General features: G+C 70.3%; 15 protein-coding genes. 3 read left to right on the forward strand and 12 right to left on the reverse strand.

Features of this window, described 5'->3' with window-relative positions; all coding sequences use genetic code 11:
- Nucleotides 1-12: 12 nt before the first annotated feature.
- From OO54_RS10360 to OO54_RS10370, 3 genes are all read right to left on the reverse strand, one after another.
- The gene (locus OO54_RS10360) at nucleotides 13-1,902 is read right to left on the reverse strand and encodes a glycosyltransferase family 2 protein (protein WP_167348129.1); all 1,890 of its coding nucleotides are present in this window, start codon (nucleotides 1,900-1,902) and stop codon (nucleotides 13-15) included.
- A 108-nt stretch (nucleotides 1,903-2,010) separates the two neighbouring features.
- Nucleotides 2,011-3,105 carry a UDP-glucuronic acid decarboxylase family protein gene (locus OO54_RS10365; protein ID WP_078905134.1) on the reverse strand — a complete coding sequence of 365 codons (1,095 nt, stop codon included), beginning with the start codon at nucleotides 3,103-3,105 and terminating at the stop codon, nucleotides 2,011-2,013.
- A gap of 660 nt (nucleotides 3,106-3,765) precedes the next feature.
- On the reverse strand, nucleotides 3,766-5,088 hold the full coding sequence (locus OO54_RS10370) for a DUF2254 domain-containing protein (RefSeq protein WP_051786832.1): 1,323 nt from the start codon (nucleotides 5,086-5,088) through the stop codon (nucleotides 3,766-3,768).
- A gap of 458 nt (nucleotides 5,089-5,546) precedes the next feature.
- Here OO54_RS10370 and OO54_RS10375 point away from each other — a divergent pair, with 458 nt between their 5' ends.
- On the forward strand, nucleotides 5,547-6,398 hold the full coding sequence (locus tag OO54_RS10375; RefSeq protein ID WP_033202609.1) for a universal stress protein: 852 nt from the start codon (nucleotides 5,547-5,549) through the stop codon (nucleotides 6,396-6,398).
- 88 nt (nucleotides 6,399-6,486) lie between these two features.
- Nucleotides 6,487-7,329, forward strand: a complete 843-nt coding sequence (locus OO54_RS10380; RefSeq protein WP_033202537.1) for an NADH-ubiquinone oxidoreductase — start codon at nucleotides 6,487-6,489, stop codon at nucleotides 7,327-7,329.
- A gap of 195 nt (nucleotides 7,330-7,524) precedes the next feature.
- Here OO54_RS10380 and OO54_RS10385 read toward each other — a convergent pair whose 3' ends face one another.
- Complete coding sequence (locus tag OO54_RS10385; RefSeq protein WP_033202538.1) at nucleotides 7,525-8,940, reverse strand: chloride channel protein; 1,416 nt, start codon at nucleotides 8,938-8,940, stop codon at nucleotides 7,525-7,527.
- A 33-nt stretch (nucleotides 8,941-8,973) separates the two neighbouring features.
- Nucleotides 8,974-9,546: a potassium channel family protein gene (locus OO54_RS10390; RefSeq protein WP_234439535.1), complete on the reverse strand. Its 573-nt coding sequence runs from the start codon at nucleotides 9,544-9,546 to the stop codon at nucleotides 8,974-8,976.
- 592 nt (nucleotides 9,547-10,138) lie between these two features.
- Between OO54_RS10390 and OO54_RS10400 the strand changes: the two genes are divergently transcribed.
- On the forward strand, nucleotides 10,139-11,989 hold the full coding sequence (locus tag OO54_RS10400) for a glycoside hydrolase family 15 protein (protein WP_033202540.1): 1,851 nt from the start codon (nucleotides 10,139-10,141) through the stop codon (nucleotides 11,987-11,989).
- Between the two features lie 12 nt (nucleotides 11,990-12,001).
- Here OO54_RS10400 and OO54_RS10405 read toward each other — a convergent pair whose 3' ends face one another.
- The 7 genes from OO54_RS10405 to OO54_RS46355 all read right to left on the reverse strand — a co-directional run bounded on the left by OO54_RS10405 (nucleotide 12,002) and on the right by OO54_RS46355 (nucleotide 21,672).
- Entirely contained in the window at nucleotides 12,002-13,777 is a 1,776-nt protein-coding gene (locus OO54_RS10405) for a cation:proton antiporter (RefSeq protein WP_033202541.1), read from the reverse strand.
- A gap of 61 nt (nucleotides 13,778-13,838) precedes the next feature.
- The gene (locus tag OO54_RS10410; protein WP_033202542.1) at nucleotides 13,839-14,897 is read right to left on the reverse strand and encodes a cytochrome d ubiquinol oxidase subunit II; all 1,059 of its coding nucleotides are present in this window, start codon (nucleotides 14,895-14,897) and stop codon (nucleotides 13,839-13,841) included.
- Nucleotides 14,894-16,375 (reverse strand): cytochrome ubiquinol oxidase subunit I, encoded by a 1,482-nt coding sequence (locus OO54_RS10415; protein WP_033202543.1) that lies wholly within the window; start codon nucleotides 16,373-16,375, stop codon nucleotides 14,894-14,896. Before OO54_RS10415 ends, OO54_RS10410 begins: the two co-directional genes overlap by 4 nt.
- Nucleotides 16,376-16,417: 42 nt before the next feature.
- Nucleotides 16,418-17,257: an SDR family oxidoreductase gene (locus OO54_RS10420; protein WP_033202544.1), complete on the reverse strand. Its 840-nt coding sequence runs from the start codon at nucleotides 17,255-17,257 to the stop codon at nucleotides 16,418-16,420.
- 166 nt (nucleotides 17,258-17,423) lie between these two features.
- Nucleotides 17,424-19,004 (reverse strand): GMC oxidoreductase, encoded by a 1,581-nt coding sequence (locus OO54_RS10425; protein WP_033202545.1) that lies wholly within the window; start codon nucleotides 19,002-19,004, stop codon nucleotides 17,424-17,426.
- 188 nt (nucleotides 19,005-19,192) lie between these two features.
- Nucleotides 19,193-20,110: a cyclase family protein gene (locus OO54_RS10430; RefSeq protein WP_033202546.1), complete on the reverse strand. Its 918-nt coding sequence runs from the start codon at nucleotides 20,108-20,110 to the stop codon at nucleotides 19,193-19,195.
- Between the two features lie 32 nt (nucleotides 20,111-20,142).
- Entirely contained in the window at nucleotides 20,143-21,672 is a 1,530-nt protein-coding gene (locus tag OO54_RS46355) for a gluconokinase, GntK/IdnK-type (RefSeq protein WP_159391648.1), read from the reverse strand.
- Nucleotides 21,673-21,688 lie beyond the last annotated feature (16 nt).

Raw genomic sequence — 21,688 nt, forward strand, 5'->3', positions numbered from 1 at the left:
TCGCAGGGGCCTTCACCAGGCGTAGAAACCGGTGAGGTAGGTGGGGAAGACGACGGCCGCGAGCCCCAGTGGGAGCAGCGACAGCAGGCCGGCGAGGAGCGGCAGCGCGGCGGTGCGCAGCGCCCGGACGGCGGGGACGCCGGTGGCTCGCGCAGTCTCCTTGACGTGCAGCGCGCCGATCGCCAGTGTCACCGCGGTGTACGAGGCGGAGCCGAGGAGACAGAGGAAGACGTAGCCGACGGCGGGGCCGGTGAACTGGCCGACGAGGGCCGAGCCGGACAGGAAGACCGTGATGAGCAGGTACGGGGCGACGGCCCGCAGCGGAAGCGGCTCCAGGCCGTCGCGCTTCTTCGGGGTGACCTTGAAGGTGATCTGGCGGGGCCGCACCTTCTGGGTCACCGCGGCCAGGACGCCCCAGGCCACGTACGGCCACCGGGAGAGCGCGAAGAGCCAGATCTCCCAGCTGAAGATCGGGGCGTCCTTGGGGCGCATCAGACCACGGCGGCGGCAGAGCAGCGTCAGCAGGATGAGCCAGACGGACATGCTCCAGAAGTGTCCCAGGAAGGAGAGGTAGTTGACGTCGATCCACGGGGCGCCGGTGATCGCGGCGATCGGCGGCAGGAGGATGCCCATGACCGTGGCGCCCGCGAGCAGCGGGTAGTACATCAGCGCCGCGGCGAAGCGCACACGGAGCTTCAGGGGCATGCGGCCCAGGTGGCGCGGCAGCATGCCCAGGAGCATGACGGCCAGGCTGCGGGACCACTGGAACTCCTGGGTGATCATCGCGCCGAAGGTGAGGGGGCCTTCGCCGTGCGCGTCCGCGTCGATGGCGAACGCGCCCTGCCAGCCGGCCGAGGTCAGCAGGAACGAGGTGGAGAAGTCCTCGGCGAGCTCGGGGCCCAGACCGCCGATGTCGCGCAGCGCCTTCGTCCGGACGGCATAGTGCGAGCCGATGCAGACCGGGGCGAGGCCGGCGGAGTGGCCCAGCTGCACGGGCCCGTGGAACATCGCCTCGCGGTACAGCCGGCCGCGGGCCGCCCAGGACTCGTCGGCGTTGGAGTCGCAGATGCTGGGGGCCGCGACGTAGCCGATGGCGGGGTCCGCGAAGGCGCGGACGACCTCGGCCAGGTACGTGGGAGCGGGGACGTGGTCGCAGTCGAGCTGGGCGACCACGTCGTACAGGTCGTAGCCCCAGTGGTCGTAGAAGAAGGCGAGGTTGCCCTCCTTGCACCGCGTGCGCCGGGGCCAGTCGGCCCGGTGGTAGTCGGCGCGGCCACGCCGGCAGGAGACGTTCACGTCATGGGTGCGGCACCAGTCGAGGATCTCCTCGCTGGGGTCCTCGTCGCAGAGCCAGACGTCGTAGGTGTGCGGGAAGTCCTGGGTGACCATCGCCTCCAGGGTGCGGCGCGCGATGTCCCAGCCCTCGGACGGGGCGCGGGTGACCACGAACGCGGTGCGGAGCGGGGGCACCTGGACGGCCGGGGTGAAGCGGCGCATCCGCAGCAGCGCGACGAGGAAGTGCACCGGCAGATAGGTCAGGTACAGCAGGAGGGCGCTGTTGACGATCAGGCCCGTCCAGCCGATGCGGTGGGACGGTTCGAGCCACCAGACCCAGAACCAGACCAGGCAGGCCATCCAGCCGAGGGACAGCAGCGCGACCAGGAAGCGGTCGGAGCGCGAGAACGCCCGGACGAAGCTGGACGGGAGGGTGGCGAATCCGTGTGCCGGGCGCGCGAGGACGGGGCCGTCCGGGCCGATGGAGGCCACCGCGCCGTTCGACAGGGCGTGGATCTCCGCGCCCAGCGCCTCCCACTCCGCCGGCGAACCGGGAGCCGGTGAGGGGAGCGGGGCTTCCTGGGCGGTGCCGGTCCCGTGGGCGGGACCTTGCTCCAACGACGTCATGGCAGCAGGTTCTCCAGGCGGTGCGACAGGATGAGAGGCCCGGGGGAGGAGGCCCGACGGACTCGGGGCCGCGGCGGGACAGGCGAGAGGCCCGCCGCGGCGCGTGGATCAGCCACCCGCGACGGTGGCCCCGGGCGCGGAGGACGCGACGCCGGTGGCGGCGCCGGCCGGGCCGGGGATCGTCTGCGGCGTGAGGGGCGCCGACGTCGCCGTGGCCAGCGGGACCGTCTCGTCCTGGCCGCCGCGGATCGACGCGGCCGAGGCGGCCAGGCGATCCGAGTGGGCGGCGAAGTACGCGACGGTGCGGCGCAGGCCCTCGGTGATGTCGATCTCCGGCTCCCAGCCCAGTACCTCGCGGGCGCGGGTGATGACCGGGCGGCGGCGGACCGGGTCGTCGACCGGCAGCGGGTGGTGCTTCACCTCGGATGTCGAGCCGGTCATCTCCAGCACGAGGCCGGCGAGTTCGGAGACGGTGCGTTCGACCGGGTTCCCGAGGTTGAAGGGTCCCAGTTCGGAGGAGTCGAGGAGCGCGACCAGGCCGCGGACCAGGTCGTCGACGTAGCAGAAGCTGCGGGTCTGCCCGCCGTCGCCGTAGATGGTGAGCGGTTCACCGGTCAGGGCCTGGGTGATGAAGCTGGACACCACACGACCGTCGTGCGGGCGCATGCGGGGGCCGTAGGTGTTGAAGATCCGGGCGATGCCGACGTCGACTCCGTGCGTGCGGCGGTACGCGGCGGAGACTGCCTCGGCGTATCGTTTCGCCTCGTCGTAGACGCTGCGCGGGCCGATGGAGTTGACGTTGCCCCAGTACGTCTCCTCCTGCGGGTGGAGCAGCGGATCGCCGTAGATCTCGCTCGTCGACGCGAGGATGAAGCGCGCGCCGTGACGCAGGGCCAGGCGAAGGGCGTTCTCGGTGCCGCGGCTCCCGACCGCGAGCGTCTCCAGAGGGTGGCGCAGATAGTCGGGAGGGGAGGCCGGGGAGGCCAGGTGGGCGACGGCGTCGACGCGGCCGGCGACCTGCACGGACACGCTCACGTCGGCCTGCTGGAACTCGAAGGCCGGGTGGGCCAGGAGAGGGGCGATGTTTTCGGGGTCGCCCGTCGAGAAATTGTCGAGGCACACCACGGAGTCGCCGCGCCGTAGAAGCGCCTCGCACAGGTGCGACCCAAGGAAACCACCGCCACCGGTCACGGCAACGCGCATGTGTTCTCCAGGAATGAGAAGCGGAATAAACCTCGAGATCCGCTCGCATGGACAATCGAATGACGGAATGGCCTGACGATCCGAAAAGCAGGCCGTTCCGGAACACGCAGAACGAGAGTATGGGTATACGTAGTCATTTTTGCGGAGGCAATTCGGAAGCTAGGCTGATCGGCGGGCGACTCGAGGGGGGCGCGGGAAGCTCCACGCCCAGTTCGTGGTTGTGCCGCACGTCGAACGGCGTATTCAGACGTTGTCACCCGCACGTGTCCTGACACCCGTGTGCGAGGCCATCCCCGGACACCACCCCCGTGCCCCGTACATCACGGCTCTGCGAGATCGGTTCAACGTGGCACGGCCAGGCCGGAGGGCCGGGAGGCGTCCGAAACACAGATGCCCCCGCAGGTACGCGAGGGTGGTGTCGACGCCTGGTGATCGGGAGAAGACCTGAAGTGCCGGCAATCCCGCGCTGCCGCTGCCGCCACCCAGTCCGCGCGAGAAAGGCGCCCGACGGGAAGAATTCCATGTCGGGCGCCTCCTTTTGCACCCCAAGAAGAACCCGGGCTTCTTCGGCGAGTACGACACCAGCAGGTTCTTCGCCTGCCGGCGGTACGGCATCGGCAGGTGCCTGATCAGCGGAAACGATGGCCACCGGGCATGAAGTCAGCCAGGTGGTCCGGGAATGGTCCGGCGTCCGGTCGTGGCAGGGTGACTCCCGCCGATGCCCTGGTGGTCGGCCTGCTCCGCGACGGCTCGGCGGGCGGCGTCGGTGAACTCGCGCTCGATCGCCTCCTGCAGGAGGAGCGACTGCGTGCGCACGGCGGGGTGCTGCGATGGCGGCAGGGCGTCGAGCAGGCCGTCGAGCATGGCCCGGAGCCTCCGGCAGATCTGCACGGACGAACCGCCGTATTCACGGATCTCGCAGACGGCGAGCTCGAGGTAGTTGTCCCAGTCCCGGCCCAGGAGCACGAGCCGCGCGTCCCCGCCACGATCGGCCAGGACGTAACGTCCGGGCAGCCGCGTGTTGCCGACCGTGTGCAGGAACCACTCGATGTAGTTGATGACCTGCACCGCGGTCGTGGGGTCGTTCACCGCGGGAGAGAGGGCCCTGATCGCGATGTCGACGAGGACTCTGAGCGCGAAGGCCGGGTCCTGTTCGATCGTACGCTCGGCTCCGAGGGCGACATGACTGTTCACCCGCTCCGGGTCGGGTCTGGACGTGCCTCCATGGACCTCCACCAGCACGGTTCCGGGCGGTACGAAGTCCCCGATCAGCCGGGTCACGACGAAGACGCACTCGTGGCGGGCCGCCTCCGCGATCAGACCGGGCACGTCGAAGGCCTGAATGGCTCCGCCTCGCACGGTACGGATCTGCAGCACCGAACCGTCGGACGGTACGGCTCCGTCTCCGCGGGGCGCGGCACCGCGGATCGCCGCGGCGCCGTCGGTGAAGACGGTCTCTCCCATGCGGGCGACCAGCTCCGCGATGGCCACCGGTCGGAGGCTGTGGGTGAACCGGTTGAGGTAGATGAGCAGGAGTACCAGGCTCACGGCCACCGCCGCGCCGGCCAGGGTGACCCCGAGGTCGGGGACCGATGCGGATTCGACGCTCCGCAGCAGGGAGAAGGCGAACGCGAACGTCCCCGTGAAGGTCGCCAGCACCGCTTTCTGCAGCCGGTCCCGGTACCACAGGCGCATGTACCTGGGGGAGAGGGTTCCCGTGGCCTGCTGCACCACCAGCACGCCGATGGTGACGACGAAGCCGAGCAGCGCCACCATCGCGCCCACGATGGCGGTGAGCACGCCGCTCGCGGTCGTGGCGGAGTAATGCCAGCCGCTCGGCGGCCAGTCCGCCGTGTCGACGGCGAGGGCGGCCTCGGCGAGGAGGGCGCCGAGGACGAGACCGATCATCGGCACGATCCACAGGCTGGCCTTGACGTACTGCCGCAACTTGAACCTGTCCGCCCAGGACGTCACGACACCCATGCCAAGGCCCTTCGCGGGAGGAGGAGGTGCGCTCGAGGCACGACCGACACCGGGTTCCCTCGAAGGGTTCCCTCCCTCTCACGGTAGGGCGATTCCCGGCCCCGCGCGCAGCGGCAGACCGTTGCTCCGCGTCCGTTCTCACAGGCCGGAGGCACCCCGTCGGCCTGAGTCGACCGGGTGCTGTCCGGTCCCACGCCGATCGCCTCGGCGTCGGACTTCCCGCGCAGCGGACACGGAAAGCCGTCGACCCGCTTGCACCGGACGCAGACGCTGGACCGCGAAAGGACGGGCGTAGCAGTGGCATCCGCCAGACGGGGCACTTCGTCAGCGTCGCCGAACGCTCCAGGCGCCATCGATTCAGCGACTCGGTAGCTTCGTGACCAGGTGCCCTCGCACATGGATGCCCGTAGGCGCCCCTGCGAGGCCTTTCGACGATGGCCCGAGGCGAGGAGAGCGGCGTGTCCCTACCTGTCACTGTGGGAGTGGACGGCTCCGAAGGAAGCATGGCGGCGGTGGACTGGGCCGCCGCCGAGGCGGAGCTGCGCGACGGTGGTCTACGGCTGGTGTACGCCACACGGTGGGCGGAGCATCAGCTGGGGGCGATGAAGGTGTCGCACGAAGACCGTGCCGGCGCGGCGGAGGGCGTGCTCGCCGTTACCGGGCGACACGTCGGTTCTCGGCATCCGGACCTCGCCCTGACCGCCGACGAGGTCGAGGACGCCCCCGTCAGCGTGTTGCTCGCCGCCGCCGCCGAGGCGGAGCTGCTCGTCGTGGGCTCTCACGGGTTGGGTAGCGTCCGCGGTTTCATCATCGGTTCCGTGGGACAGGAGGTCGTCGCCGAAGCAGAGCGCCCGGTGGTTCTCGTTCGCCCCGGAAGCGAGCAGGACGGCTCCGCCGCGCCCGGGGGGAACAGCCGCCGGAAGGTGGTCCTGGGCCTGGATGTGAACGAGGTCAAGGACGAGGTACTGCACTTCGCGTTCGATTTCGCCGGGCGGCACCACGTCCCGCTGGAGATCGTGCACACGTGGCATGACTCGTTCGTCCACCACTCCAGCGCGGCCGCCGAGGACGAGATGGCGTCAGCGCTCGCCAACGCGGTTCGACCCTTCCGGGACGAATTTCCGGCGACGGAGGTGGCGGAGGTGACGGCTTCGGGACGGGCGGCCGAGCATCTCATCGAAGCCGCGTCGGACGCGCGCCTGTTGGTCGTCGGCCGGCGCAGGGCGGCCAGGGGCTCTCATATCGGATCCATCACCCACGCCGTCATCCACCACGCCTCCTGTCCTGTGGCCGTCGTGCCGCACACCTGACAGCCCGGGACACCGGTCATCCAGGGGACGGCACAACGTCCACGTTTCGCTGGCCCCGGGGCAGCGGAGCTGGAACTACGCTCGTGACGTGGAACCGCCCCAGCACCGCGCCGAAGGCGCGGGACCGTTCACCACCCGGCTCACCTGGCACCGCCCCGAAGGGGGGACGGTGGTATGGGAGTCGCGGCTCGCGCGCAAGCGGGGGGCCCTGTCCGTCCACGGCCCCGGGGGCACGGTCGCCACGCCCCCGACCGCCGACACCCAGGCCCTGGACCGACTTCGCAGGCTCAATTCCGTCGCGTCGGTGGCGTTCTTCCTCGGCGGAATCCTCTTCGCTCTCGGCGCCGGGGTCGCCCAGTTCGGCTCGGGCGACCCGGTCGAGAGCGCCTCGATCTACTTCGTGGGCGGGCTGTTCTTCAACACCGGGGGCTACACCTCGCTCTTGCAGGTCCTGAACGCGCCTCGTCACTCCCCAGGCAGCGGCGCACTGGCCACGGCCGGCTGGCGGTGGTGGGGGTACGAACCGATGCGTCTGGACTGGCTCGGCACGTTCGTGCTGTTCACCGGGACGCTTGTGTTCGGAGTCAACCTGCTCGACTCCTTCCTGCAGGGGCTCTCCGTCCAGCAGACCAACCGGCTGATCTGGACTCCCGACGTGATCGGATGCGTGCTCTTCCTGATCTCGGGTCACCTCGCGTTCGCCGAGATCTGCCATCGCTCCCGTCCCTGCCTCCGCTCGCGCAGCCTCGGCTGGTGGGTGGTCGCGGTGAATCAGTTCGGGTCGATTCTCTTCATGGTCTCCGCCTTGGCCGCCTTCACCCGGCCCGCCACCCAGAGCCCGGTCAACGCCGACATCGCCAACTGGGGGACGTTGTGCGGTGCGCTCTGCTTCTCGTTCGGTGGTGTACTGCAGGCCTTCGAACGCCCCTAGGTTCTGAGCCGCGGCCCTTCGACGCGGGTGGTGACCGGCGTGCCCTTGCGGTGGATCCGGTCACCGAAGTGGCCGAAAGTGACGCCACCGAGCTGTCGGGACGGGAAGCCGACCCAGAAGGTCGCGAAGGAGGCGAGCGCGCCCGCGGCCGGCGACACCCGGGGTCGTACGGGGCTGAGCCTTGTACGGCGGCGCTCACCCCTGTACGGCTCGGCCGTGTACGGAGCCCCCGCCCCGTACAGCCCCGTCGCCCGCAGCCTTGTCCTCAGGCGGTGGATGGCGCCTCACCGGCGGGCCCGTCGGGAGCAGCTCGCCGGTGACGAAGGCCGTCACGGCAGCCAGGATCACCACCGGGATCGCCACGGAGTTCCCGAGCAACAGGACCACGAGGGCGATGCTGCTGACCGGCAGCCGCAGAGCGGCTGCCGAAGCGGCGGCCATGCCCGCGGCGACCGCAGGGATGACCCCGAGGCCTGGCAGCGGCGCGAGCAGCAGGCCCGCAGCCGCCCCGATGAAGAGGACCGGGAACACCAGGCCGCCGCGGAGGCTGCCCAGGCAGAGGGCGTACGCGGCGGCTTTGAACAGTACGACGGCCAGGAGGGCGCCCACGCCCCAGGCGTGCGGGTCTTCGGCGAGTCCGGCCAAGGTGGCCTGGCCGGACGAGGCCACGTCGACGGGGGTGCGACCCGTGACGAGCGTGTAGAGGGCGGCGCAGCCTCCGGCGGCGACGGCGCAGATCACCGTCCGCACGAAGGTGGAGTCCGCCACGAAGACGGCGACCAGCCGGCCACCGATGATCACCATGTGCACCAGCGCGCCGATCCCCACCGCAAGCACGATCGACCACACCACGTCCCCGGTGTCAAGGCGCGGGGGAGCGGTGGGGAAGTGAAGGGAGAGACTGCCCGTCTCCAAGCCCGTCCAGCGGCCGAAGCCCGTGAACACCACGGCTCCGACGCCGCTCGAGAGCAGGGCGGGAAGCATGATGACGAACAGTTGGGGACCACCCACGCCCGCCACCTCGATAAGGAGGATCGCAGCGATGAGCGGGTTGCCGAAGATGGCGGCGATGGCCGCCGCCGAGCCCGCCGCGCCCAGCAGGGCGGTGCTCTGCGGGGTGGCCGGGGCGCGGACGAGACGCCGGAAGAGCAGGGCCAGACCGCCGCCGAGCGCGATCAGGGGCGCCTCCGGGCCGAGGGCGGCACCGAGCGGGAGGCTGGCGAACGCCGCGATGATCACCCCGGGCAAGGCGTCGGCGGAGGCCTCGCCGGCGTGCAGGCCGTACGCCGGGACATGGCCGCCTGCGCCGGGCAGATGGGTCACCACCAGGCCCACGACGATTCCGGCCACGGCGAGCAGGGGCAGCGGCCACCAGGCCGGTGGAGTGTCCCAGCCCAGTGCCCTCGGCAGGTCCGCCCACATCACGTGTTCGAGCTCGTGCAGGCCGGCGAGGAACCAGAAGGCAGCCAGGGAGATCGGGACGCCGATGAGCGCGCTGAACACCAGGACCTTGCGATAGGCGGGCTTCCGCAGGAGGTCCCGCAATCGGTCGGCCTCCGCGGACTCCACGGGCTCTTCGGAGGGGGCCGCGCCGGCTTGCGACACCGTCATGGATTCCGTCCTTCCGGAACTGGGGCAAGGAGGTCACGGGTCGGGCTCCTCCGGTGCCGAGGAGGACTGGCGTCGCTCCAGGCCGATCCGGGCCGCTCCGACGATGACCTTCGCGATCACACCTACGAGGACGAGATCGGCCACCATCTGACCCGTGGTCAGCACCCGAGCGGTCTCCGAGACCGGCACGATGTCGCCGAAGCCGACGGTGGCGAAGACGGTCACCGTGAAGTAGAGAGCGTCGTTCCTGCTGAGCGGTTCGGAGAAGGAGGGCTCTCCCTGCCCTCGCGCGTAGAGGTAGTAGGTGGCCGAGAACAGCAGCAGAAACAGGGGGACCGCGGTGGACAGGGCTTCCACGGCGCGCAGCCGCGGGTACGGCGAACCGACGATGCTGACGGCTTGAAGGGCCAGCAGCGCGCCGATCGCCATGATCCCCAGGACCAGCACGGTGCCCGTGTGCTGGTCGAGGTCTCTGTCGAGGGGCAGCAGGAAGTAGGCCGTGGTGGCTGCCGTCACCACGACCGCCGAACGCAGGAGGGGCAGGAGCAGGCGAACGTGCCGGGGACGGATCCGGCGGCCCTGTTCGCCCTCCCGCGGTGCGCTCACGGGGACCGAGGCTCCTTCCCGGCGACGAACCCGGCCACGGCGAGCGCCGGCGGCACCGGCCAGTGCTGGGCTTCCATACGGATCTCCTGCAGAGCGGTCCGCGGGTGGCCGCGAGCGGCGGAGCGTCCGTCGCCCGTCCAGCAAAGGCGCTCTCGCCGGGTCTCGCGACCGGAGCGACGCCGCATGTCCTCGTCCGGCGGCCGATGCGTCGTGGCGCCGCCGAAGGACTTCCGCCCGATCGCGGTTGAGGATCTCGCCCGTGGCGTTGGTGGGCAGGACGTCGAGGAATTCCGCCGGACGGGGTACCTGTGGCCCGCCATCCGCTCCTTGCGCCAGCCGGGCGCCCCGTCCTTGGACGGCGTCGCTCCCAGAGCGAGCACCGGCATCACGACGTGCCAGGTCGCCGGTGCGGAACCAGCCGTCGCCGTCGTCGTGGAATGGTGCCCGCCACTGGGCGGCCGGCTCGGGCGGCGTCCTCGCCAGGACGGGCGGACACGGTCGGCCTAAGCTGATCGGGTGCCGCTCCGGTCCACTCCGGCCGGGGCGTGACGGCGCCCCGATTGTGGTCGACGGGGGCTGAAAGGGGTCCACCATGGACGACTATCCCCTGATCGAGGACCACGGTCTCATCGGTGATCTGCAGACCGCGGCCCTCGTGACGACCGATGCGACGATCGACTGGTTCTGCTGTCCGCGGTTCGACTCGCCCAGCGTTTTCGGCGCCTTGCTCGACCGGAACAAGGGCGGCCACTTCACCGTGCGGCCTGTCGCGGACACGTACACGACCAAGCAGCTCTATCATCCGGACACCGCCGTCCTGGTGACGCGCTTCATGACCGAGGCCGGGGCGGGGGAGGTCGTGGACTTCATGCCGGTGACCGGAACCACCGCGACCGACCGGCACCGCATCGTCCGCATGCTCCGCTGCGTACGGGGGAGCATGACGTTCGAAGGGGAGATCGCCCCGCGATTCGACTACGGCCGCAAGCCGCACGAGTTGCACATCTCCGAGCGTGGCGCCCTGTTCAGCTCGGAGGACCTGGACCTGGCCGTCCACGCCGTCCGTGAGCCGGAGGACGAGCGGCTGCTGGCCATCCTCCCGGGCGACAACGACGACCTGCGCTTCTCCTTGAGCCTGCATGCGGGGCAGCAGCGCGGCCTGGTCATGGAATCCGCCCCCGACGGGCCTCCGCGCGAGGTGCGCCTGGAGGAGTTCGAGCGCCTCTTCCACGAGACGGTCCGCTTCTGGCGCTCCTGGCTGGGACAGTCCACCTACTCCGGCCGTTGGCGGGAGGCGGTGGAACGGTCGGCCATCACGCTGAAGCTCATGACCTACGCGCCGACTGGCGCCCTGGTCGCCGCACCCACGGCGGGGCTCCCCGAGCAACTGGGCGGGGAGCGCAACTGGGACTACCGGTTCACCTGGATCCGGGACGCCTCGTTCTCGGTGTACGCCCTGCTGGGGATGGGATTCAAGGAAGAGGCGTCCGCGTTCATCAACTGGCTGCACGCGCGGGTGAAGCAGGAGGTCGGTCAGGAGAACGGTTCCGGGCCGCTGAACATCATGTACCGGGTCGACGGCTCGGCGGACCTGGTCGAGGAGACCCTCGGCCACTGGGAGGGGTACCGCGGCTCCGCTCCGGTCCGCATCGGCAACGGAGCGGCGACGCAGCTCCAGTTGGACATCTACGGCGAGGCCCTCGACAGCATCTATTTCGCGCACGAGCACGGCATGCACCTCGACCGCGGTGGCTGGAAGGCCCTGCACACCCTGCTCGACTGGCTGGTCGACCACTGGGACCAGCCCGGCGAAGGGCTCTGGGAGACGCGCGGGGGCCGGAAGGACTTCACCTACGGTCGCGTGATGTCCTGGGTGGCCTTCGACCGCGCCCTGCGGATCGCCTACGACGACGGTCGTCCCGCGGCCGGCGGACGCTGGGTCGACGCACGGGACGAGATCTACGCGCAGGTGTACGACCGTGGCTGGGACCCGGGGAAGCAGGCCTTCGTACAGCACTACGGCGACGACGTGCTCGACTCGTCGCTGCTGCGCATGCCGACGGTCGGCTTCATCACCCCCGACGACCCGATGTGGAAGTCCACTCTGGACGCGATGGAACGTGAGCTGGTCAGCGACAGCCTCGTCTACCGCTACAACCCCGAGGCGTCGCCCGACGGGCTGCGCGGTTCCGAGGGAACCTTCTCCCTGTGCACGTTCATGTACGTCGACGCCCTGGCCCGGGCCGGACGCACCGACATGGCCAGGCTGGTGCTGGAGAAGATGCTCACCTACGCCAACCACCTGGGGCTGTACTCCGAGGAGATCGACCTGACGGGACGGCAGTTGGGCAACTTCCCCCAGGCCTTCACCCATCTGGCCCTCATCGACGCGGCGATCACCCTGGACTCGATGCTCCGAGAGCCGCGGCGCGCCGGACCGTAGGCCGCGGGGCCCTCAGGGTGATGCGGCGGTCGTCGCGGGCCCGAGGAGGACGACGGTGTCACCCTCCTGCGGCACGGTCTCCCGTCTCTCCGTGACGGGATCCAGCCGGTGGTCGGCCCGCACCACGAAGAGCGTGTCGTACTCCGGCGGCAGCGGGGCGGCGGCCGGCTGCACCACGAACCGGGCACCCCGTCCGTAGCGTTCCGCGAGGACGTGCCGGACCAGGGAGCGGCCGAAGAGGATGTCGCCGCCGGTGTAGGGAGCGACCACGCCGTGGCTGTCGTGCGGTGGCCCCACCCGGTAGACGGGCCCCTCGACGTTGTCCTGCATCACGATCGAGGCGAGCGCGTTGAAGTCGTCGTCGTCGGTGGCCAGGAAGACGGCCGTCACGCCCTCCAGACGAGCCCCGGGGTTGATGGCCGTGGCCAGCAGATCGCCCTTGGCGAGGTCGAGGCCCGCCTGTTTGATCTCCTCGCGTTCTTCGTCGAGTCCCGCCCACATCAGCACGTCGAGGCCGGCGGATCTCAGGGCCCTGCCCAGGTCGACCACCCACGGCTCGCCGCCCACCAGGAGGACGCGCGTGCCCTCCGCTCTGACGACGCCCAGCCGTCTGGCCACCGGGGCCGCCGTCAGCGAGTACAGGAGAACGGTTCCCACGATCACCAGGAAGGTGACGGGAAGGATCTCCTCGGCCCCGGTGACCCCCCGCTGCACCAGGCCGGCGGAGAAGGCCGAGGCCGTCGCTGCCGCGACGATGCCGCGTGGGTCCATCCACCCGACGAAGGCACGCTCCCCCCGTGAGAGGTCCGTGCGCGCCGCGGCGCCGAAGGCCACGATCGGCCGGACGACCAGGACGAGGATCGCGATCAGTCCGAGCCCGGGGAGGAGTACCGGCACCAGGGACGCCGGGGACACGGTGGAGGAGATGGAGATGAACAGCAGTCCGATGATCAGCTGGACCAGAGTCTCCAGGAAGGGCCGGCGCGAGGGCATGTCGAAGCCGCGGATGTTGGAGACGGCCAGTCCCGCCAGGATGGCGGCGATGAGCCCGGTGTCGTCCCGCACGACGTCACAGCCCGCCGATACGCCGATCACGATGGCGAGCTGTGCCAGCGTTCCGAGGGTCTCGCCGAGTCGCAGGGTGCGCAGGGTGAACCACAGCAGAGCGGTTCCCACGACTCCGCCCACCATCCCGACGGCGAGGCTGAGTGCGAACTGACCCAGCTGGTAACCCCGACCGATGTCGATGTGGTGTGACGAGGCGACCGCGTGGAAGGTGAGGGCGCCGAGGATGGCGCCGATCGGGTCGGTCAGCGTCCCTTCCCAGATCAGGATGCGCCGTACCTTGTCGCTCGGCCGCACGAAGTCGAGGATCGGCCCCACGACCGTGGGCCCGGAGACGACGAGGATCATGCCGAGCATCGCGGCCACGCGCAGGGGCATGTCGAACATCGCCGGTGCCACCGCGCTGGTGACGAGGAAGGTGAGCAGCACGCCGTACACCAGCAGCCTGCCCACGATCCCTCGGGTGTGGTGGGCCAGCTTGCGCAGGTCGAGTCCCAGACCGGCGTCGTAGAGGATCACCGCGACGGACAGCGACACGAGGGCGGAGAAGTCCGGACCCAGCAGTCTGTCCGGGTGGATGACGTCGGTGATCGCGCCGGCGGCGAACCCGACGGGAAGCAGGATGATCAGGGCGGGGACGCGCAGCTTGCCGGCCAGGATCTGCGATCCGGTGGCGAGCACCACCGTCAGGGCGAGTCCGAGAAGGATCTCGTCGTCGGTCACAGCGGCTTCCTTCCTCGGGGTCCGGGCGTGAGGGGCGTCCAGGACGCGTGCGAACGGGCGATCAGAGGTCGGGTGCCGCGTCGTCACCCGTGGTGCCGCTCCCCTTGCGCAGCTCGGCGTCGGTGAGCTCTTCGAGCTCACCGTGGGTGTCGAGCCAGTAGAGGAGGACCACGGCCGGTACGACGAGCACCAGGGCCACCAAGGTGACGATCGCCAGCCACGTCAGCGTGGCGGGCGCGCCCGCGGCGTCGGCCACGGTCAGCGAGGTCGGCAGCAGATAGGGACGCTGGGCCATACCCCAGGCGACGACGGCCGACGCGACGACGCCGATTGCCGTGACACGCATCCAGGTGCTCGGAGGCCGCAGGAGCATCACCAGGGTGGCGAGGGCGGCTGCTCCGGCCACGACGACGAAGAACAGCCCCAGGCCGTGGGTGAGTCCGTGCCACACATGGGGGGCGTCCTCGTGGGTGACGAACGCGGTGACCACCGCGAGCACGGTGAGTACGGCGAGACTGCACAGTGCCCGTCGCCTGAAGTAGCCGACCAGATCGGGCGCGTCGAACCTGCGGGCGTCCCCGGTCAGGAACACCGCGCCGAGGAAGGCCGTGGTCGCGACGGCGACGAGCCCGAACACGAGGGAGGTGGGGCTGGTCCAGATGTCGGCCGAGGCCTCGGTGCCGGGAGCCACGCGTTCCGACGCGACCCCGCCGACGGCGGCACCGAGGAAGAACGGCGTGACGAGCGAGGCCACGGCGAACACGGCGCCGTACAGACGCCGGCCGGCGAGCCGTCGGGTCGGCTTGCGGAAGGCGAATCCGGCGCCACGCAGGACCATGCCCACGACGGCCAGGGCCAGCGGGAGCCACATCGCGGAGAACACGGTCTGGAACAGGACGGGGAAACCGGTCCACATGATGACGAGAACGAAGATCAGCCAGACGTTGTTGACCTCCCATACGGGAGCCATGGCGTGGTCGATGAGCCACCGGGGCCGCCGGCCGCGCGCCGTCCCACCGGCCGTCAGGTCCCAGAAGCCGGCACCGTAGTCGGTACCACCGGCGCAGGCGTACGCGGTCACGGCCAGGAGCAGGACCACGGCGATGAGGTCGGCTGTCACGAGCGGTCACCCCCGGGCCGCCCGGCTCCGTCTCCGGTGGGAGGGGCGTCTCCCACGGGAAGGGGGGCTCGCGGCCCGTAGGGGAGGTCGTCCTCCGGCGGACGGCCCGTCCCTCCGGCGGCCTGCTGCCGGTCGGCGAGGCGCCACCGCGTGCGCATCTTCAGCAGGATGACGAGGAACGAGCCGAAGAGGAACACGTACACCGCCATCACCACACCGAGCATGATCCACAGGCTGGTGGAGCGGGTCGACGTCACCGCCTCGGCGACCCGCATGTTCTGGTACACGATCCAGGGCTGGCGTCCGACCTCGGTGGCGATCCAGCCGCACTCGACGGCCACCACGGAGGCGACGCCCGCGCAGGCCGCCGAGCGGTAGAACCAGGTAGAGGCGGGCAGCCGGCGGTGCCGCAACCAGACGAACCCGTACCAGAGGGCGAGCAGCACCAGCACGGATCCGATCAGGACCATGAGGTCGAAGGCCCAGTGGGCGATGGTCGCCTGTGTGGCCGTGGGGCGTTGGTCCGCCGGGACGGAGGTCAGTCCCACCACCTCGGTGTCCGGGCTGAACCCGGCCAGCACCGAGTCGAGCAAGGGGATCTTGATGCCGCCCGAGACGGTGCCGTTCTCGTTCAGACGTCCGAAGAGGTACTCCGGCACCCTGGTGTCGGTCTTCCAGACGATCTCCATCGCGGCGAACTTCACCGGTTGCTTGTGGAACACCGACCGGGCGATGGAATCGCCGAGGACGAACTGCACCGGGGCGGCGACGGCGGCGATGGTGAACGGAACGGCGAAGCCGAGCCGGTGGTAGTGGTCCCGGCGGCCGCGCAGCCAGCCGACGGCATAGACCCCGGCCACCATGAAGCCCGCGGTGAGGACCATCGCCACGACGAAGTGCCAGTACTGCGGTCCGAACATCGGCGTGAAGATCGCCTTCCAGACGTTCACGTCGACCGGGTTGCCCCCGGAGTCGAGCGAGAAGCCCTGTGGCGTGTTCATCCAGGAGTTGGCGGCCAGGATGCCGAACGCTCCGAGCAGTGCGGCGAACGGCAGGGGCAGGCCCAGGAGGAAGTGCGTCCGCGGCTTCAGCCGCCGCCATCCGTACAGGTAGATGGCGATGAGCACGGCCTCCAGGAAGAAGGCCCAGGCCTCGACGCCGAATCCGATGCCGAAGACATCACCCCAGCGCCCCATCAGGCCGGGCCAGAGCAGACCGAACTCGAACGAGAGCACCGTGCCGGTGACGATGCCGAGCGCGAACTGCACCGCCATGACGGCCGACCAGCGTCGTGCCAGGAGCAGTGCCGTGGCGTCCTTGTGGCGCAGTCCGCGGTAGTGCATGACAAGGGTGATGAAGGGGAAGGCGACGCCGAGGGGTACCAGGATGATGTGGGAGGCCAGGGTGAAGGCCATGAGTTCCCGGGCCGGCAGGAGTTGGGCCGGGGCATCCGCCAGCAGGTGGAACGAGGTGGACATGCAAGCCTTCGCTGTTCGTGGACGTGACAGGCCGGGAGACGGTCATCCGCCCGTGGCGAATCCCGGGAAGAGGGTCATGCCGCCGTCGACGTACAGGGTGGTTCCCACCACGTAGTCCATGAGGTCGGAGGCGAGCGCGACGACGGCGTTCGCGATGTCCTCGGGGTCACCGATGCGGTCGTACGGAATGAGCCGCAGGAGGTCCTCCCGCGCTTCCTGCGTCTCCCAGGCGGCGCGGTTGATCGGCGTCCTGATCGCTCCCGGGGCGACCGCGTTCACGCGGATCTTCTCGGGTGCCAGCTCCTGGGCCAGGGTCTGCATCATCATCTGCACGCCGCCCTTGGAGGACGCGTAGTTGACGTGGCCCGACCAGGGGATGATCTGGTGCACCGAACTCATGCAGATGATCTTCCCGGCTGAGCGGGAGACCTCGGGGACCACGCCCCGGCGCCGGAACTCCTTGGTCGCCTCCCGGGCGCACAGGAACTGACCGGTGAGATTGACGTCGATGACCTTCTGCCACTGTGCGAGCGTCATCTCCGTGAGCCGGGCGTCCCGCTGCAGTCCCGCGTTGGCCACGAGAACGTCGATGGTGCCGAACTCCTGGACCATCCGGTCCATCATGGCGACGACCTGGTCCTCCTGGGACACGTCGGCCTCGTACGCCGCGGCGCGGACCCCGAACGAGGCGATCTCCGCGACCACCTCCTCGGCGGCCTCGCGCCCCGCCACGTAGTTCACGACCACGTCGGCACCGGCTCGGCCCAGACCGATGGCCGTGGCCTTGCCGATGCCCGAATTGGCCCCGGTGACCAGAGCCTTCTGGCCGTGCAGCAAACGCGCCGGGATCACATCCTGCGGTGCCTCCACAGTGGAATCCATTCCCTGCCTCCTCGCTGCGCGGTCGCCTGGGCCCGGGGCCGGCGCGGCCGGGCAGCTCACGCAATCACCCGATGAGGCGGTCGGCATCTCCTCCGCCTCGCCTTTGGGCCGTTGAGCCCAGCGTCTTCGTCCGGACGGACCACCTACGGGCCCGGCCGCGCCGATCTCAACCCAGCCGGGCCACGAGGTGATCCCCGACCCGCAGGGCGTTGGCGATGGCCGTCAAGGACGGGTTGACCGCGCCGATGCTCGGGAAGAAGCTCGTGTCCACGACGTACAGGTTGTCGAGGTCGTGGGCCTTGCAGTTCACGTCCAGCGCGGAGGCGGCAGGATCGGCGCCGAAGCGTACGGTGCCCGCCTGGTGCGCCGTCGCACCGATCGGCATGCCCTTGTGCAGGTAGATGCTGCGGGACAGCAGGTGGTGCTCGTGCATGCCGAGGTGCCCCAGCATTCCCTGCAGTTTGTGCCTCAACCGCTTCAGGCCTTCGATGTTGTTCTTCTCGTCGAGAGCGAGACGGATACGGGCGTCGCCGTCGAGAGTGACCCGGTTGTCGGGCCGGGGGAGGTCCTCACCGCACAGCCAGAAGTCGACGGCGTGACGCGCGAGCACCTCGAACGGCATGTCGGGAGTCACCGCACCGGCCCAGCGGGGGGCCTCGCCGTGGATCTGTTCGGCGTCGGACTTGCCCAGCATCTGGATGCCGCCCAACGGGAAGTCCCAGTCGTCCGCGCCGAGGTACCAGTCGTTGACGGCGAGGGTCTTCTGGAATCGGGTGTCATTGGGCTCCTTCGACACCGCCATCAGAGCGAGGTTGTTGTGCCGCATGTAGAAGCGGCCGACCACATCCGAGCTGTTGGCGAGGCCACGGGGATGGTGCTCGTTCGCCGAGGCCAGCAGCAGCGCCGCGGAGTTGACCGCCCCACAGGAGACGACCACCACGTCCGCCGTGTACCGGACCTCGGAACCGTCCGCCAGCCGGCCGACGACCGCGCTGACCCGGCGTCCCCCGGCATCCGTCTCCAGCCGCACCACCTGGGTGTGCGTGGCCATCTCGACGTTGGGGTGCTCCAGAGCCGGTTCCACACAGATCACCTCGGCGTCGGACTTCCCGCGCACCAGACACGGAAAGCCGTCGACGCGGTCGCACCGGATGCAGACGCTGGAGTGGGTGGCCCGCCCGCCGTTCTCCTGGATCAGGTTGACGCCGATCGGGAGGTGGAACGGGTGCAGGCCGCGCTTCTCGAGATCGTCGCTCAGCTGCTGGATGCGCGGCTCGTGCTCCACCGGTGGATGGGCGTACTGCGCGCTCACCGGGCCTTCGCCGGGATCCTCGCCGTGCCGTCCGTGGACGAGGTAGAGGTGCTCGGCCTGCGTGTAGTACGGCTCCAGGTCCTCGTACCGGATCGGCCAGGCCGGGGAGATGCCGCCGTGATGACGGATCTCGCCGAAGTCCTCCGGACGCAGCCGGAAGAGGGCGGCCCCGTAGAACTTGGTGTTGCCGCCGACGTAGTAGTTGACCTCGGGCGGGAACTCGTCGCCGTTCCTGTCCAGCCAGAACTCCGGCGCACGGTACTTGCCCCTGACGAACACCGCCGTCGAGTCCCAGTTGTCCCGCTCACGCGGAAGGTAGCCGCCGCGTTCGACGAGGAGGACGCGCTTGCCGGACGGGGCGAGCCGATGGGCGAGAGTGCCTCCGCCGGCGCCGGTGCCGATGATGATGACGTCATAGTGAGGGGCGTCGCCCATGGCGACCACCGTCCTTGGAATCATGGCCCCGACCCGATGTCAGGCACCTGGCGCCCCGAGGGGCGAGGGTCCGGCGGCCCCACCTCCCTCGAAGGTAGCTGCCCTCCTCGTGGACGGCGACCGGAGCGGCGGTCCCTGGCGGGCAAGGCCTTCTCGCGGCACCGCGACGGTCCCCGACGCCAGGCCGTTCACAGCACCGCGACCGGGTTCACGGGCGACCCCGTGGCTCCGGTCAGCCGCAGGGGGGCCACCACACAGAGGAAACTCCAGCGCTCGGCCCGCGCGCAGACCGGGACGAGGTCCTCGAACCCCAAGTAGTCCATGAGAGGGACCCCCATGGCGTGGATGGCCAGGACGTGTACGGGGAAGGCGATGTCCTCCACCACGCTGGGAGCGGTGTCGTTGTTGCCGTCTCCGCCCAGAACGGAGACCTCGCGCTCGGCCAGGAACTCCACGGCGGTCGGGTGCAGACCCACCCGCGCCCCGGCCGAGTCCCACGGCCCGAGTTCGGTGCGCCGAAGACGATGCCCCACCCTGACGAACAGCAGGTCGCCCGGTCCGACACGGACTCCCTGCGCGGCCTCGGCGGCCGTCAGGTCGCCCGAGGTCACGACGTCGCCCGGTTCCAGCCAGGGCACGCCACGCAGCCGCGGGATGTCCAACAGGACACCCCGGCCGACGATGCCGTCGCCGAGCAGGTCGACGGAGAGCCGACCGGCCCCCGCGTCGGTCACGGTGCTCGCGGGCACCCCGCCGTAGAGTTCCCCGTCGAACACCACATGGCAGAGGGCGTCGAGATGGCTGTCCGCGTCGCCGTGCACGTTCATGGCGAAGCGGTCGGTGGCGAAGTGGAGCGCGTCGGAGCGGAGATCGCGCGGGCTCGGGCCGGTCATGCGGTGCACCGCGGGCTCAGGGTCGTCGGGACCCGGTACGGTCTCGATCGGAGCCGCCATCGACACGGTGCGTCCGAGCCGGACCTCCGAGGCGGCCGCCACCACCCGCTCAGGTGTGAGATGGCGGAGCGCGCCACACCGGCCGTTCACCGCCGGCGGCGCCGCCCGGCTCCGGAGCCGCTCGTAGAGCGCCCGGAAATCGTGCGCGGTCATGCCGCCCGTCCTCGACGGCTCGGCGGACGGTGTCACGCGTACCCCCAGGGGATCAGCCCCCAGCGGAGCACGTGGATCGCGCCCGGCTGCAGGACGGTGAGGTCCGTGCCGCTCCGGAAGGCGTCCGGTGGACAGGACATCGCCTCCACGGCGACTCCCCGTCGCCGGCGCTCGGGTTCGGCCAGGGTGTCGCCCGTGTACACCTGCACCCAGCGAGTGCCCTCGCCCAGCCACAGATCGACGCCCCGCCGCCCGGAGGGGTGCGCCAGCCGCACGATCGCCCGCCCGTCGGGATCGCGGTCGAGTCCGGTGAAAGCGGTGTCCAGCCGCAGGCCGCCGATGGGGCGGGCGGTGCGGAAGTCGTACGGGGTGCCCTCGACGGGCTCCTGGCCGATCGGCAGGCCCCTGTCGTCGGTACGCAGCAGGGTCCGGGCCGGAACGGTCAGCACGGCGCTGTCGACGAGTTCGGTGCCGACCGTGAGATAGGGATGCTGGCCCACACCGTAAGGCACGGGATCGGTACCGGTGTTGGTGGCCCGGACAGCCGTCCTGAGCCCGTCGGCCCCCAGCCGGTACTCGACACGGACATCGAGGAGGAACGGATATCCGGGCTGGGGACAGAGCGTTGTGCCGAGCACCACCGAGTCATCGGTGCGGGCGAGCAGCTCCCACAGCGTCCAGCGAAGCAGCCCGTGGATCGCGTTGCCCTTCTCCACCTCGGTCAGGGGGAGTTGCAGATCCCTGCCGTCGAAGCGGTAGCGTCCGCCGCCCACGCGGTTCGGCCAGGGGACGAGCAGTTGCCCGCGCCCGCCCGTGATGGTGGACCCCGTGGAGAACCCGTCGAGCAGCGGTCGGCCGTTCACGACGTAGTCGCGCAGGGCGCCGCCCAGCTGGACCACTTCCGCGCTCTGCTCTTCCCGGACCAACCGCCACGACGCGCCCGTGGGGCCGGGGGACGCGGAAGAACTCTCGCGTACGACGGCGTGGACGGCCCGCTCCGGGCCCGGCCCGTGCGCCGGAACCCCGACACCGGAGTCCCGGCGCATCAGCGACAGCACGGCTGTGACGACGGCCTCCGGAGACTGGTCGATCTCCACCACCACCGGGTGCTCATCGGGCTCCGGCTCCTGGAGGACCGCGAGCTGGCTGTCCAGCAGGGCCGCCGGGAAGAAATGACCGTGCCGCGAGGCCAGCCGGGACTCCAGCAGCTCGCGCGAGCCGTGCAGGTACACCAGAACGGTGTCGGGCCGCCCTGCCAGCAGCTTGTCCCGGTAGTGACGCTTGAGCGCCGAGCAGGTGACGACGGCCCGCTGACCGGTCGCGGTCGCCCGGTCCATCCACTCCCCGATCGCTTCGAGCCACGGCTCCCGGTCGCTGTCCGTGAGGGCATGGCCGGCAGCCATCTTGGCGCGGTCGGCCTCGGAGTGGAACTCGTCCGCGTCCCGGTACGCCCAACCCAGCCGCTCGGCGAGAAGACGACCCACCGTCGACTTGCCCGACCCGGCGACGCCGACGACGAGAACCAGTCGCGGCGACTCATCTGTCGTTTCTTCGCGAGCCATGGTCTGACAGGCTCCT

This window comes from Streptomyces wedmorensis (assembly GCF_000716445.1).
In the GTDB taxonomy this organism is placed as follows: domain Bacteria; phylum Actinomycetota; class Actinomycetes; order Streptomycetales; family Streptomycetaceae; genus Streptomyces; species Streptomyces wedmorensis.

Excerpts from the sequence above, each read along its gene's own strand:
- OO54_RS10385 (WP_033202538.1), bottom strand. The coding sequence starts at position 8,940 with ATGACGGTGTCGCAAGCCGGCGCGGCCCCCTCCGAAGAGCCCGTGGAG.
- OO54_RS10425 (WP_033202545.1), bottom strand. The coding sequence starts at position 19,004 with ATGGGCGACGCCCCTCACTATGACGTCATCATCATCGGCACCGGCGCC.
- OO54_RS10430 (WP_033202546.1), bottom strand. The coding sequence starts at position 20,110 with ATGACCGCGCACGATTTCCGGGCGCTCTACGAGCGGCTCCGGAGCCGG.
- OO54_RS46355 (WP_159391648.1), bottom strand. The coding sequence starts at position 21,672 with ATGGCTCGCGAAGAAACGACAGATGAGTCGCCGCGACTGGTTCTCGTC.
- OO54_RS10360 (WP_167348129.1), bottom strand. The coding sequence starts at position 1,902 with ATGACGTCGTTGGAGCAAGGTCCCGCCCACGGGACCGGCACCGCCCAG.
- OO54_RS10415 (WP_033202543.1), bottom strand. The coding sequence starts at position 16,375 with ATGTCCACCTCGTTCCACCTGCTGGCGGATGCCCCGGCCCAACTCCTG.
- OO54_RS10420 (WP_033202544.1), bottom strand. The coding sequence starts at position 17,257 with ATGGATTCCACTGTGGAGGCACCGCAGGATGTGATCCCGGCGCGTTTG.
- OO54_RS10400 (WP_033202540.1), top strand. The coding sequence starts at position 10,139 with ATGGACGACTATCCCCTGATCGAGGACCACGGTCTCATCGGTGATCTG.
- OO54_RS10370 (WP_051786832.1), bottom strand. The coding sequence starts at position 5,088 with ATGGGTGTCGTGACGTCCTGGGCGGACAGGTTCAAGTTGCGGCAGTAC.
- OO54_RS10365 (WP_078905134.1), bottom strand. The coding sequence starts at position 3,105 with ATGCGCGTTGCCGTGACCGGTGGCGGTGGTTTCCTTGGGTCGCACCTG.